This is a genomic window from Rathayibacter sp. AY1A3, from assembly GCF_002930975.1.
Lineage (GTDB): Bacteria > Actinomycetota > Actinomycetes > Actinomycetales > Microbacteriaceae > Rathayibacter.
The window spans coordinates 13,863-27,384 of the sequence record NZ_PSTO01000024.1 but is presented as its reverse complement, the minus strand read 5'-3'; the positions used below and the strand labels follow the sequence as shown (position 1 = coordinate 27,384).

Here is a 13,522-nt window from a genome sequence, read left to right as displayed (position 1 = left end):
CGTGCTGCGGCTCGCGCTCTTCGACCTCGACGACACCCTCTTCGCCCATGCCCGCGCTGTGCGGGAGGGGATCGTCGCGTACGCCGCCTCGCTCGGCGCCGCCTACGCCGGCGAGCCGGCCGAGGTGCAGCGCCGCTGGCACCTGCTCGAGGAGGAGCACTACCACCGCTACCTCGCGGGCGAGCTCGACTACGAGGGCCAGCGCCGGGCGCGCGCCACGGACTTCGCCGCGGAGGCCGGAGTCGGGCTGACTCCCGAGGAGGCGAGCTCCTGGTTCCGCGGATACCTCGAGCACTACGTCGCCGCCTGGACCCTCCACGACGACGCGCTGCCCGTCCTCGACCGGCTCGACGCCGCCGGAGTCCGCCTCGGCGTCATCACCAACGGCGTGCTCGACTTCCAGCGGGGGAAGATCGAGGGCACGGGCCTCTCCGGTCTCTTCGAGCACGTGATCGCCTCCGGCGACGTCCGCGTCGCCAAGCCGGACGCGCGGATCTTCGCGATCGCCTGCGAGCGGTTCGGGGTCTCTCCGGAGGAGGCCCTCTACGTCGGCGACCGGCTCGGCACCGACGCCGTCGGAGCGGCCGCTGCAGGCCTGCGCGGCGTCTGGCTCGACCGCGTCGGCGGTCCCGAGCACGGCCGCGAGCTGCCGCCCGAGGCGGTCGAGCTGGGCGTGCGCCGGATCGCTTCCCTGGACGAGCTGGACGCGCAGCTCGGGCTGTCGGCGGACTGAGGCCCCGCCCGGTCCGGGTCTCGATAAGCCGCCTGCAGCGACTACGCGACCAGCATGCAGGTCCGAATTGCCGGGTCTCGATGAGCCGTCTGCGGCGACCACTCGACCAGCATGGGTGTCCCCGAACCACCCCGTTGCGATACCCGTTGCGCCGTCGTCGGAACGACGAAGCGCCCCACCCGACCCGAGGGTCGGACAGGGCGCTTCACCGTGAACGGACTCACGTCATCCGCTCGCCGCACGAGGCGAACGGGGAGAACGCGTGTCAGCGTTGTCCCCTAACCGGACGGAACCCGCTCCCCGAGACGCGACCACCTCGATGAGCCGACCGCGCCGCGGCAGGCAGGGACTGCCGCGGAACGAACTACTGCACGTCCTCGTCGATCCAGTCGAAGGTCTTGGTGACGGCCTTCTTCCAGAGGCGGTACTGGCGGGCGGCCTCGTCCTGGTCCATCTGCGGGGTCCAGCGCGAGTCCTCCTGCCAGTTCTGGCGCAGGTCGTCGAGGTTCTCCCAGAAGCCGACCGCGAGACCGGCCGCGTAGGCCGCTCCGAGCGCGGTGGTCTCCGCGACGACCGGTCGGACGACCGGGACGCCGAGGATGTCGGCCTGGAACTGCATGAGCAGGTTGTTGGCGATCATTCCGCCGTCGACCTTGAGCTCCTGCAGGGGGACGCCGGAGTCGGCGTTGACCGCGTCCAGGACCTCGCGGGTCTGGAAGGCGGTCGCCTCGAGCGCGGCGCGGGCGATGTGGCCCTTGTTGACGTAGCGGGTGAGGCCGACGAGGGCTCCGCGGGCGTCGGAGCGCCAGTAGGGGGCGAACAGACCCGAGAAGGCGGGGACGAAGTACGCGCCTCCGTTGTCCTCGACCGTGGCGGCCAGCGCCTCGACCTCGGGGGCCGAGCCGATGAGGCCCAGGTTGTCGCGCAGCCACTGGATCAGCGAGCCGGAGACCGCGATCGAGCCCTCGAGCGCGTAGTGCACCTCGCCGTCGCCGAGCTTGTAGCCGATGGTGGTGAGCAGACCGTTCTTCGAGTGGACGATCTCGGTGCCCGTGTTGAAGATCAGGAAGTTGCCGGTGCCGTAGGTGTTCTTCGCCTCGCCCGGGTCGAACGCCGCCTGGCCGAAGGTCGCGGCCTGCTGGTCGCCGAGGATGCCGGCGATCGGGACCTCGCGCAGCAGCGACGACGACTCGACGTGGCCGTAGACCTCGGAGGAGGAGCAGACCTCGGGGAGCATCGACTTCGGGACCCCGAAGGCCTCGAGGATGTCGTCGCGCCACTCGAGGGTCTCGAGGTCGAGGAACAGGGTGCGGGAGGCGTTGGTGACGTCGGTCTTGTGGACGCCGCCGTCGATGCCGCCGGTCAGGTTCCAGAGGACCCAGGTGTCCGTCGTGCCGAAGATCAGGTCGCCCGCCTCGGCCTTCTCGCGAGCACCCTCGACGTTCTCGAGGATCCAGACGATCTTGGTGCCGGAGAAGTAGGTCGCGAGCGGGAGGCCCACGATCGACTTGAAGCGGTCAGCGCCCTCGTCACCCGCGAGGCGGTCGACGATCGACTGGGTGCGGGTGTCCTGCCAGACGATCGCGTTGTAGACGGGCTTGCCGGTCGTCCTGTCCCAGACGACAGCGGTCTCGCGCTGGTTGGTGATGCCGACGGAGGCGATGTCGTGGCGGGTCAGGTCGGCGCGGGAGAGAGCCTGGCCGATCACCTCGCGGACGTTGTTCCAGATCTCGATCGGGTCGTGCTCGACCCAGCCGGCGCGCGGGAAGATCTGCTCGTGCTCCTTCTGGCCGGTGGAGACGATCGATCCCTTCTTGTCGAAGATGATCGCGCGGGACGACGTGGTCCCCTGGTCGATAGCGATGACGTAGTCAGCCATGAATGATTACTCCTTCGTAACGGGGGTGAAAGGAAGCGCGGCGGTCTAGAGGACCGGGAGCAGCACGAGCGAGGCGAGGCCCGCGAGCACTCCACCGACGATCGGGCCGGCGACGGGCACCCAGGCGTAGCTCCAGTCGCTCGAGCCCTTGCCCTTGATCGGCAGCAGCGCGTGCGCGATGCGGGGGCCGAGGTCGCGGGCGGGGTTGATGGCGTAGCCGGTCGGGCCGCCGAGGGAGGCGCCGATCGCGATCACCAGGATGGCGACGGGCAGCGCGCCGAGCGCGGCCAGACCGCCGTCGCCCTGACGTCCGCCGCCGAAGCCGATGACGACGAAGACGAGGACGAAAGTGCCGATGACCTCGGTGACGAAGTTCCAGCCGTACGAGCGGATCGCCGGGCCGGTCGAGAAGACGCCGAGCTTGTTGGCCGCGTCGGGCTCCTCGTCGAAGTGCTGCTTGTAGGCGAGCCAGCAGAAGACGGCACCGAGGATCGCACCGATCATCTGGGCGAGGATGTAGACGAGGATCGAGACGATGTTGACGGGCACGCCGGAACCGAACTCGGTCGCTCCACTCGCGACGAGGCCCAGGGTGACCGCGGGGTTGAGGTGCGCCCCCGAGTTGTACGAGACGATCACACCGGCGAAGACCGCGAAGCCCCAGCCGATGTTGACCATGAGGGTTCCGCCGTTGAGACCCTTGCTCTTCACGAGCGCGACGTTGGCGACGACACCGCAGCCGAGGAGCACGAGCATGGCCGTTCCCACGACTTCGGCGAGGAAGACCACTCCGAGATTGTCCACGTTGACCTTTTCCTTTTCGTAAGACGGACGCGCACAGGCATCCGCGGCGGGCTTCGATGCCCGACGGTGTGAAGTTATCGGCGCCCTGTCCTAGCGACAAGGAACGGCGCGTGCACGTTTGTGCGTTGTCACGACGGAAGCCCCGGTCGAGGTGATCCTCGGTCCGGGGCTTCCGTCGATCCGCGCCTGATCGCCGATCAGGAGGCGGGCACGGCCGTCGGGGTCTGCACCGAGGTGCCCCCGACGTCGACGCCGTTGTACTCCTTGAGGTGCGCGATGGTCGCGTCGACCTCCGACGCGCGGGCGGCGTCGTCCCAGCCCAGCACGGCGCCCGTGTGCTCGGCGAGCTCCTCGAGGAGCTCGCGGCTCAGGCCGCCCGTGAAGGCGTGGTTGGTGCGGCGCATCACCAGGTCGATGAGGTGCACCACGCTCTCGCGCTGGGCGAGGTAGCGGATCTCACCGGTGGTGAAGTCCTTGTCGAAGTCGAGCGCCTCGTCGTGTCCGTCGGCCAGGGCCTCGATGACCTCCTGCGCGCGGGTGCCGTAGCGCTCGAGCAGCTGGCCCGTGCGGGCCGAGGAGAGCCCGGAGCGGTGCTGGCTGATCCACTGCGCGCGGGACGCGTCGGTGCGCGGGAAGCCCTTGCCGCCTCCGATGGGGGTCTTCACGGTGGAGACGCGACGGGTCACGCCGATCCGCTTGAAGACCTCGTTCGAGAGGTGCTCCGACAGGGCGCGGAACGTCGTCCACTTGCCGCCGACCAGGCTGAGCACGGGCGAGCCGTTGCCGGGGAGCGTCGAGGGCTCGATGCGGTAGTCGCGGGAGACGAAGCCCGGGGCCTCGTCGTCGTGGCGGGGCAGCGGGCGGATGCCGGAGAACTTGAAGACGATCTGCGAACGGTCCACGCGGATGGCCGGGAAGACGTGGTTGACGAGCTCGAAGAAGTAGTCGATCTCCTCCTCCGTGCACACCGCCGGCTTCGTGGGGTCGGCGTCGATGTCGGTCGTGCCGACCATCACGCGGCCCTTGAGCGGGTAGATGAGGACGATGCGTCCGTCGCTGTGCTCGAAGAACATCTCGCGACCCTCGCAGGCCTCGATCAGCTCGGGGTTGTCGAGCACGATGTGCGAGCCCTTGGTGCCGCCCATGAATTTCGTGGACGTGCCGAGGGCCGTGTTGGTGAAGTCGGTCCACGGTCCGGAGACGTTGACGACGACGTCCGCCGCGAAGGTGAACTCCTCGCCGGACTCGCGGTCGCGGAGGACGACGCCCTTCTCGTCGGCGCCGACGGCCTCGACGTAGTTGGCCGCGCGGGCCTTCCTGCCGCCGATCAGCGCGTCGTGGAGCACGTCGAGCGCGAGGCGCTCGGGCTCGTGCACGGAGGCGTCGAAGTAGGTGGCGGTGTACTTGATCTTCGGGTCGAGCTTGGGGAGCTCGTTCAGCGAGCGCTTGCGTCCGTGGAACTGGTGACGCGGGACCGTGCCGCCGTCGCGGGAGAAGAAGTCGTACATCGTGAGGCCGACCTTGATCAGCAGCGCGCCGCGCTCCTGCGGCTTGCCCGACTTGTGGGTCAGGAAGCGCAGCGGAGCCGCGAGGATGCCCGAGAACGTCGAGTAGATCGGGATCGTCGTCTGCAGCGGCTTCACGTAATGGGGAGCGATCTTCAGCAGGCCGTTGCGCTCGTGCACGCCCTCGTTGACGAGTCGGAACTCGCCGTTCTCGAGGTAGCGGATGCCGCCGTGGATCATGTGGCTCGAGGCGCTCGAGGCACCGGAGACGTAGTCGCCGCGCTCGACGAGGGCGACGTCGACGCCGTTGAGCGCGAGCTCGCGGAAGGTCCCGATGCCGTTGATGCCACCGCCGATGACCAGGACCGTGGCGCGGGGGTTGTCGCGGAGAGCAGCGACGCTCTCGCGCAGAGCGGAGTTTCCGGGAGTTCCGTCGGACTGTGCCACTTCGTACTCGCCTTCGTGTCGTAGGGGTGTCGTCGAGGCCTCCGCACCAGCGTGCACCGGGGAGATGACCGATTGATTTCGCGGAGGAATACAGTCATCCTTGACCCGACAACACATCCGGTCAAGACGGGTGGAAATCCGTGCAGGGAGCGCTATGACCCCGGTGAGACCGGTCGTCGAACTCGACGAGACGACCCACGCGACCCATCCCGACAAGACGCGGGACGCGCTTCGTGCGGCCCAGCTGTACTACATGCAGGATCTGACGATGGACGCGATCGCGCACGAGCTGCACACGTCGCGCTCCTCCGTCTCGCGCCTGCTCTCGCACGCCCGCGCGACCGGCCTGGTCGACATCCAGATCCGCTCCCCCCTCGACCGGGCGAGCGCCCTCTCGGCCGAGGTGCGGTCCCACTTCGACATCACGGCGCACATCGTGCCGGTGCCGGACCACACCAGCGAGATCGACCGGCTCGAGCGGGTCGCCCTGTCCGCAGCGAGGATCCTCGGGCAGTTCATCGACTCGAACATGATCGTCGGCATCGCCTGGGGCTCCACGATGAGCGCGATCAGCCGCCACCTGATCGCCAAGGAGACGCACAACACGCAGATCGTGCAGCTGAACGGCGCCGGCAACACCGAGACCACGGGCATCAACTACTCGAGCGAGATCCTCCGCCGCTTCGGCGACGCCTACGCGGCGAAGGTCCAGCAGTTCCCGGTGCCGGCGTTCTTCGACGACCCGACCACCAAGCAGGCGGTGTGGCGCGAGCGCTCCACCCGACGGGTCCTGGAGCTGCAGCAGCGGATGGACGTGGCGCTGTTCGGACTCGGGTCGCCGTTCGCGGCGGTCCCCTCGAAGGTCTACATCGGCGGCTACCTGGAGCCGAGCGACTTCACCTCGCTCAGCGGCTCCGGGGTCGTCGGCGACGTCGCGACGGTGTTCTACCGGTCCGACGGCAGCTGGGACGACATCCCCATGAACGAACGTGCAAGCGGTCCGGACCTCTCCACCGTGCGCCGCGCGTCGCGCCGGATCTGCGTGGTCTCGGGGGCCTCCAAGCTGCCCGGCCTCCGCGGCGCCCTCGCCGCGGGCCTGATCACCGACCTCATCCTCGATGAGGGCACGGCCCGCGCCCTCATCTCGGACTGACGTCCGCGCTCCCCTCCCTCTCCCCCGCCGCGAGATGCCACTTGTGACGCTTCCGTCCGGCGTGTCGCCAGCACAGGTGGCATCTCGCGAGGGTCGTCAGAGCGCGAGCGCGCGGCGGACCCGGGCGGCGGTGGCGTCCGGGTCGAGCATGCCCGAGGCCCGCACTCGGACGACCCGGTAGCCGAGGGCCTCGATCGCTTCGATCCGGGCGATGTCGCGCTCGTACTGTGCACGATCGGTGCGGTGGTGGTCACCGTCGTACTCGACGACGACGCGCGCGATCCGGTAGAGCATGTCGACCCGAGCGACGAAGCACCCGTCGGCATCGGACAGCTCCACCTGCAGCTCCGGCTCGGGAAGCCCGGCCCTGACCAGCAGGAGCCGCAGCAGGGTCTCGCGGGGCGACTCCGCCCCGACCCGGAGGTGGCCCGCTGCTTCGCGTGCTCGCCGGCCGCCACGCCCGCGGAACCGAGCTGCACGCTCCGTGAGGACCGGGAGGTCGACCCGCAGGCCGCGCCTGCGTCCCTCGTCATCAGGGAGGACGATCGCGTCGCCGAGGACGATGAGCTCGTCGAGACGGCGGGAGTCGGCCAGGTGGCAGAAGGTCGAAGCGGGGTCGGCTGCCGGGTATCGCGTTTGCACCACGGCGACCGCCTCGTCCCAGAGATGGTGTGACCGCACGCCCACCCGTCGGGCGGCTCGCATCGGAGGAGCGACCGAGACGTCGAGCGGACTCGTCGCGGTCATCCGCCGATCCGGCAGGCCCAGCAGATGCGCTGCCGTGCCGTGGGAGAAGAACTCGCCCGGCCGCATCACAGCGGAGAACGCGGCGATCCGCTCGTCGACATCGGCCGGCTCAAGCGCTGCACGGGCTCCCCGGAACTCGGCGACCGGGTAGTCCCGGACGAGACCGTGTCGCGACTGCCCGCTCGTCGATGCATTCATGACCCCGGGGTGCTGCTGCTCGCTCATGCCCCGCAGGGTGCCCGATCCGCCGCCCACCCCGCTCGCGTTCTCCACACCCCCTCCTGCGAGATGCCACCTGTGAGGGCGACACGCCGGAGGAGACCGTCACAAGTGGCATCTCGTGGAAGGGGAAGGGTGAGGCGGGAGCGGTCAGGACTCGCGAGCGTGCGCGTCGAGGAACTCGTAGACCTCGGCGTCGTCGATGCCGGGGAAGGTCCCCGACGGCAGCGGCGCGAGCACGTGCGCGTGCAGGCGCGCGCTCGGCCAGGCGTTGCCGTCCCAGCGCGCGGCGAGCTCCGACGGGGCGCGTCGGCAGCAGGACTCGTCGGGGCAGCGGGAGAGCTCGCGGCGGTCGGTGTCGCGGCCTCGGAAGAAGCGGGCCTCGGCGAACGGGACGCCCACGGTGATCGAGAACTCCTCGGTGGCGGTCGTGCCGGTCTGCGACGCCGACCAGAAGGTCCCCGCCGGGGTGTCGACGTACTGGTAGTACTCCGTCGTCCGGTTGGTCCGGGTGAACGCGGAGCGCGCCGACCAGTAGCGGCAGACCACCTGGCCCTCGACGGCCCCGGTGACGTCGGTCGGCAGCGGCAGCCCGTCGTTCTCGTAGGCCTTCTGGATCGAGCCGTCTCCCAGCACCCGCAGGAAGTGCATCCGGATGTCGAGGTGCGAGGTGAGCAGGTTCGTGAAGCGCAGGGCGGCGGCCTCGTGGGTGACGCCGAAGCCGTCGCGGAAGTCCTCCACCGAGATGTCCCGCTCGCGCTTCGCCTCCTGGAGGAACGCGACCGCCGGCTCCAGCGGCATCAGGCACGCGGCGGCGAAGTAGTTGATCTCGAGGCGCTGGCGGAGGAAGTCGGCGTAGGTCACCGGCCGCTCGTGCCCGAGGAGGCGGTGCGCCATCGCCTGCAGCGCCAGCGCCCGCAGGCCGTGACCCCCGGGGATCGAGGCGGGCGGGAGGTAGATCCTGCCGTTCGCGAGGTCGATCACCGAGCGGGCGGAGTGCGGCAGGTCGCCGACGTGGATGATCTCGAAGCCGAGGTGCCGGGCCATCTTCGAGACGGAGCTGTGGGTCAGTGCTCCTCCGCGGTGCCCGACGGTGCGGAGCATCTCGCCCGCCACCTCCTCGATCTCGGGCAGGTAAGAGCTGCGCTCGCGCAGCTGGAGCCGCTGGGCGGTGTTGGCCCGGCGCGCCTCCTCCGGTGTGGCACTCGCCTCGCTCCGGCGACGGGCGAGCTCGCGGTAGACGCCGAGGAACGCCTCCAGCACGGGCGTGCTCAGCCCCTTGTTGACCTTGAACTCGGGCAGGCCGAGCGAGCGGTACAGCGACCCCTTCTGCACGCGCGCCAGCTCGATCTCGAGCGCGGCCCGCTCGCTCGGCGGCTCGTCCGAGAGCAGCGCCGCCAGCTCGACGCCGAGCGCGGCCGCGAGGCGCTGCAGGAGGGAGAGGCGCGGCTCGCGGCGGCCCGTCTCGATCAGCGAGAGCTGGCTCCCCGACACGTCGACGCGCTCGGCGAGCTGCCCGAGGGTCAGTCCGCGCCGGGTGCGGAAGTGGCGCAGGCGCTGCCCGAGCAGCACGGCGTCGGAGCCCGGGGCGGGTGTCGAGGGATCGGTCACGGCGAGCTCCAGCGGTCGGTTGTGACGGAAGCGCAAAAAGGCGGTTTCTTGACCGCCTGAGCGCCGGGAATACCTCCTGATCCTCCTCCATCCTGGCTTCAGGCGCCACTGAGCACCCCTCCCGGCCCGGCCGGCCTCTTCCCGGCTGCGGCCGGCGACTCCCCACCCCCGTCGACGACGACCACCGAAAGCGGAGCCAGCATGAGCATCTACAGCAACACCGTCCGACTCGAGCCGAGCACCATGACCGCGCCGACGTCCGTCCCCGCGCCCGTCGTGCCGCCGGCGCCCCTCGCCCTCCGCCGCTGGGTGCGCGAGACCGCCGCGATCCTCCAGCCCGACGCGATCGAGTGGAGCGACGGCTCCCCCGCGGAGTGGTACCGCCTGACCGAGCGGCTCGTCGCCTCCGGCACGCTCCTCCCGCTCAATCCGGAGTGGCGGCCCGGCTCGTTCCTGGCCCGCACCGACCCGGACGACGTCGCCCGGGTCGAGGACCGCACCTTCATCTGCACGACCGACGAGGCCGACGCGGGACCGACCAACAACTGGCGCGAGCCCGCCGCGATGAGGGCCGAGCTCGCTCCCCTCCTCGACGGAGCGATGCGCGGACGGACGATGTACGTCGTCCCGTTCTCGATGGGGCCCGTCGGCGGTCCGCTCTCGCAGCTGGGCGTCCAGGTCACCGACTCGGCCTACGCGGTGCTGAACCTGCGGATCATGGCGCGCGTGGGCTCCGAGCCGCTCGCCGCCTTCACCGAGGAGACCCCGTTCGTCCGCGGCGTGCACACCGTGGGGCTGCCCCTCCGCGACGCGGACGGCGTCACCCGCGAGGACGTCGCCTGGCCGTGCAGCCCCGTGAAGTACATCACCCAGTTCCCGGAGACGCGCGAGATCGTCTCGTACGGCTCCGGCTACGGCGGCAACGCCCTGCTGGCGAAGAAGTGCTTCGCCCTGCGCATCGCCTCGGCGATGGGGCGCGAGGAGGGCTGGCTCGCCGAGCACATGCTGCTGATCCGCATCGTCTCGCCCGAGGGACGGCGCTACCACGTCGCCGCCGCCTTCCCGAGCGCGTGCGGCAAGACCAACCTCGCGATGATGCAGCCCGCGATCCCCGGCTGGCGGGTCGAGACGCTGGGCGACGACATCACCTGGATGCGCCGCGGGGAGGACGGACGCCTCTGGGCGATGAACCCCGAGACGGGCTTCTTCGGCGTCGCTCCCGGCACCGGGGAGACCTCGAACCCGAACGCCGTGCAGACGCTCTGGGGCAACACGATCTTCACCAACGTCGCGCTCCGCGAGGACGGCGACGTGTGGTGGGAGGGCCTGACCGACGAGGTCCCGGAGCGGCTGACCGACTGGCGCGGGCAGCCGTGGACGCCGGCGTCCGGCACGCCCGCCGCGCACCCCAACTCCCGCTTCACCGCGCCGGCCGCGCAGTGCCCGTCGCTCTCCGCCGACTGGGACGCCCACGAGGGCGTGCCGCTGGACGCGATCGTCTTCGGTGGCCGACGGGCGAGCAACGTCCCGCTGGTCACGCAGGCCACCTCGTGGCAGCACGGCGTCTTCCTGGGTGCGACCGTCGCCTCCGAGAAGACCGCGGCCGCGGAGGGCACGGTCGGGGAGCTGCGCCGCGATCCGTTCGCGATGCTCCCCTTCTGCGGCTACAACATGGCCGACTACTTCGCGCACTGGCTCGCGATCGGCGCCGAGCTCGGCGATGCGGCGCCGGCCGTGTTCCAGGTCAACTGGTTCCGGAAGGACGCGGACGGCGAGTTCCTCTGGCCCGGCTTCGGCGAGAACGCGCGGGTGCTGCAGTGGCTCGTCCGCCGCCTGGAGGGGCTGGCGGAGGCGCGGCGGAGCCCCCTCGGCGACCTGCCGCTCGCGATCGACACGCACGGGCTGCTGCTCTCCGCGGCCCAGAAGGAGGAGCTGTTCTCCGTCCCGGTCGAGGCGTGGCTGGAGGAGTGCGCGCTCACGGAGGAGTTCTTCACGCGGTTCGGCGACCGGCTGCCGCCCGAGCTGACCGCCGAGCTCCAGGCCCTGCGGCTCCGGCTCCTCGCCGAGAAGCTGCCGCTGGCGGCCTGATCCCCCTGACCGAGCCGGCTCCGGCCGGACACCCCTGTGGCCCGCGGGCGGATCATCCCCCTTTCCTCGCACCCCCGCGGGTCCACTCCCCCCTTCCGCTCCCACGACGACGGGCACCATGACCGACCGCATCACGCTCCGCTTCCTCGCCTCCCCGCAGGACGCCACCGCCGACGGCCGCAGCGCCCAGGCCGGCCGCGTCCTCGAATGGATCGACAAGGCCGGCTACGCCTGCGCCGTGGGCTGGAGCGGCGGCTACTGCGTGACGGCGTACGTCGGCAACGTCCACTTCACCCGGCCCATCTCGGTCGGCAACCTGATCGAGGCGACCGCCCGCGTCATCCACACCGGGCGCACGAGCATGCACGTGCTGGTGCAGGTCGCGCAGGCGGATCCGCGGACCGGCCTCTACGAGGACGCCACGCACTGCCTCCTCGTGTTCGTGGCCGTCGACGACGAGAAGAGGCCGCGGTCGGTCCCGGAGTGGCGGCCCCGCTCGATCGAGGACCTGTCCCTCGCCGAGGGCGCCGCCGCGCGCATCGAGGGCCGCCGACGGCTGCACGACGTGATGCGCGCCCAGGAGTACACCGAGGAGGGCACCGGTCCGCGGATCGTGTTCCGCTTCCTCGCGGCACCGGGAGACGTCAACTGGGGCGGCAACGCCCACGGCGGGATCGTGATGCGCTGGATCGACGAGGCGGCCGACGCGGTCGCGCAGCGCTGGACCGGCCGCGACGCGGTGGCCGTCTACTCCGGCGGGATCCACTTCTACCGTCCGGTGCGCATCGGGCACCTCGTCGAGGTGGAGGCGCGCCTCATCCACACGAGCGCCCGGAGCATGCACCTGGCGGTGCAGGTGCGCTCCGGGGACCCGCGGACCGGCGAGCTGGAGCTGACCACGCAGTGCCGGAGCGTCTTCGTGGTGCGGGGCGCCGACGGGGCGGCCGAGCCGGTCCCGCCTCTCGAGATGCGGACCGAGGAGGACCGGCGTCTGGACGCTCATGCGCGCGAGCTGATCCTCCTGCGCGCGGCGCTGCCGCCGCTCCCGCTCGCGGGGACGGCCGGCGCTAGGGTCGGAGCGTGAAGCTGCCGATCCTCGTCCTCAACGGCCCGAACCTGAACCTGCTCGGCACCCGCGAGCCCGAGCTCTACGGCTCGGACACCCTCGTCGACGCCGAGGCGCTGGCGGCGGAGGCGGCCGAGCGGCACGGCTTCACGGTCGAGACCTTCCAGAGCAGCTCGGAGGGCGCGATCGTCGACCGGCTGCACGCGGCTCGCGGCTCCGTCTCGGGAGTGGTGCTCAACGCCGGGGCGTACACGCACACGTCGATCGCGATCCGCGACGCCGTCCTCGCGACCGAGCTGCCGATGGTCGAGGTCCACGTGAGCAACGTGCACCGGCGCGAGCCGTTCCGGCAGCACTCCTACCTCTCGGACGTCGCGATCGCCGTGATCGTCGGCGCGGGGATCGCCGGCTACGGCTACGCGGTGGACGTGCTCGCGCGAGCGGCGGAGAAGCGATGAGCGGCCTCGGACGCTCCTTCGGCAGCGCGGTCGACGCCTACGACCGCGGGCGGCCCGGCTACCCCGACGACGCCGTCGACTGGATCGTGGGGCACGCCCCCGCGCGGGTGGCGGGCGCCTTCATCCCGGAGCGGGCCCGCGCGGCGGGAGCCGACGCCTCCGATCGGCTGCGCGCCGTGGACCTCGGCGCGGGAACGGGCAAGTTCACCGCGTCGCTCGCGTCCCGCGGCCTCGCCGTGACCGCGGTCGAGCCCGACGCGGAGATGCTCGCGCGGCTCGCCTCGAATCTGCCGGGGGTCCGCCCCGAGGAGGGGACGGCAGAGGCGATCCCCGCCGCGGACGCCTCCGCGGATCTCGTCACCGCCGCGCAGTCGTGGCACTGGGTCGACGCCGAGCGCGCGGGAGCCGAAGTCGCCCGCGTCCTGGTGCCGGAGGGCGTGCTCGCGCTGGTGTGGAACATCCGCGACGAGTCGGTCCCCTGGGTGCGCCGGCTCGGCGAGGTCGCCGGAGCCTCCTCCGCCGAGCGCTTCGAGACGCTCCGGCCGCCGCTCGGCTCCGCTCTCGAGCGGGTGGCGTTCGCGGCCTTCGAGTGGTCCTTCGAGCTGGACCGAGCCGGGGTGCGGGACATGTTCGCGTCCCGCAGCTCCGTCATCGCGATGCCCGACGAGGAGCGCGCCGCGGTCCTCGCGGCGGTCGACGCCGTGGTGGACGAGGAGTCGGGCGGGAGCGGGACCGTCGCGATGCCGTACTCGACGCGCGTGACGATCGCGCGCCGCTCCTCCTCCGCCTGACTCCGCGCCGCGCGCCGCGGA

General features: G+C 71.2%; 11 protein-coding genes. 6 read left to right on the top strand and 5 right to left on the bottom strand.

The window, feature by feature from the left end:
* Position 1 precedes the first annotated feature (1 nt).
* Positions 2 to 733 carry an HAD family hydrolase gene (locus C5C10_RS11870; RefSeq protein ID WP_104329320.1) on the top strand — a complete coding sequence of 244 codons (732 nt, stop codon included), beginning with the start codon at positions 2 to 4 and terminating at the stop codon, positions 731 to 733.
* Positions 734 to 1,097: 364 nt separating this feature from the next.
* Here C5C10_RS11870 and glpK read toward each other — a convergent pair whose 3' ends face one another.
* The 3 genes from glpK to C5C10_RS11855 form a co-directional block, all read right to left on the bottom strand.
* Positions 1,098 to 2,612, bottom strand: a complete 1,515-nt coding sequence (gene glpK, locus C5C10_RS11865) for a glycerol kinase GlpK (protein ID WP_104226427.1) — start codon at positions 2,610 to 2,612, stop codon at positions 1,098 to 1,100.
* A 45-nt stretch (positions 2,613 to 2,657) separates the two neighbouring features.
* Positions 2,658 to 3,368 (bottom strand): MIP/aquaporin family protein, encoded by a 711-nt coding sequence (locus C5C10_RS11860; RefSeq protein WP_374952909.1) that lies wholly within the window; start codon positions 3,366 to 3,368, stop codon positions 2,658 to 2,660.
* Between the two features lie 245 nt (positions 3,369 to 3,613).
* On the bottom strand, positions 3,614 to 5,368 hold the full coding sequence (locus C5C10_RS11855) for a glycerol-3-phosphate dehydrogenase/oxidase (RefSeq protein WP_258060560.1): 1,755 nt from the start codon (positions 5,366 to 5,368) through the stop codon (positions 3,614 to 3,616).
* A 154-nt stretch (positions 5,369 to 5,522) separates the two neighbouring features.
* On the opposite strand from C5C10_RS11855, the gene C5C10_RS11850 reads away from it, so the two are divergent.
* Positions 5,523 to 6,521 (top strand): sugar-binding transcriptional regulator, encoded by a 999-nt coding sequence (locus C5C10_RS11850; protein ID WP_104223198.1) that lies wholly within the window; start codon positions 5,523 to 5,525, stop codon positions 6,519 to 6,521.
* A 96-nt stretch (positions 6,522 to 6,617) separates the two neighbouring features.
* On the opposite strand, the gene C5C10_RS11845 is transcribed toward C5C10_RS11850, so the two are convergent.
* Together C5C10_RS11845 and C5C10_RS11840 are read right to left on the bottom strand one after the other, a co-directional pair.
* Positions 6,618 to 7,493 (bottom strand): endonuclease domain-containing protein, encoded by an 876-nt coding sequence (locus C5C10_RS11845; protein ID WP_219813258.1) that lies wholly within the window; start codon positions 7,491 to 7,493, stop codon positions 6,618 to 6,620.
* A gap of 144 nt (positions 7,494 to 7,637) precedes the next feature.
* Positions 7,638 to 9,098, bottom strand: coding sequence for a helix-turn-helix domain-containing protein (locus C5C10_RS11840; protein WP_104223199.1), 1,461 nt, complete (start codon positions 9,096 to 9,098; stop codon positions 7,638 to 7,640).
* 243 nt (positions 9,099 to 9,341) lie between these two features.
* On the opposite strand from C5C10_RS11840, the gene C5C10_RS11835 reads away from it, so the two are divergent.
* From C5C10_RS11835 to C5C10_RS11820, 4 genes are all read left to right on the top strand, one after another.
* Positions 9,342 to 11,186 (top strand): phosphoenolpyruvate carboxykinase (GTP), encoded by a 1,845-nt coding sequence (locus C5C10_RS11835; RefSeq protein ID WP_104329326.1) that lies wholly within the window; start codon positions 9,342 to 9,344, stop codon positions 11,184 to 11,186.
* Between the two features lie 118 nt (positions 11,187 to 11,304).
* Positions 11,305 to 12,270: an acyl-CoA thioesterase gene (locus C5C10_RS11830; protein ID WP_104329318.1), complete on the top strand. Its 966-nt coding sequence runs from the start codon at positions 11,305 to 11,307 to the stop codon at positions 12,268 to 12,270.
* Positions 12,267 to 12,710 carry a type II 3-dehydroquinate dehydratase gene (gene aroQ / locus C5C10_RS11825; protein ID WP_104226430.1) on the top strand — a complete coding sequence of 148 codons (444 nt, stop codon included), beginning with the start codon at positions 12,267 to 12,269 and terminating at the stop codon, positions 12,708 to 12,710. The genes C5C10_RS11830 and aroQ overlap by 4 nt, the downstream gene beginning before the upstream one ends.
* Positions 12,707 to 13,501: a class I SAM-dependent methyltransferase gene (locus tag C5C10_RS11820; protein ID WP_104329317.1), complete on the top strand. Its 795-nt coding sequence runs from the start codon at positions 12,707 to 12,709 to the stop codon at positions 13,499 to 13,501. The genes aroQ and C5C10_RS11820 overlap by 4 nt, the downstream gene beginning before the upstream one ends.
* The last annotated feature ends 21 nt before the right edge of the window (positions 13,502 to 13,522 follow it).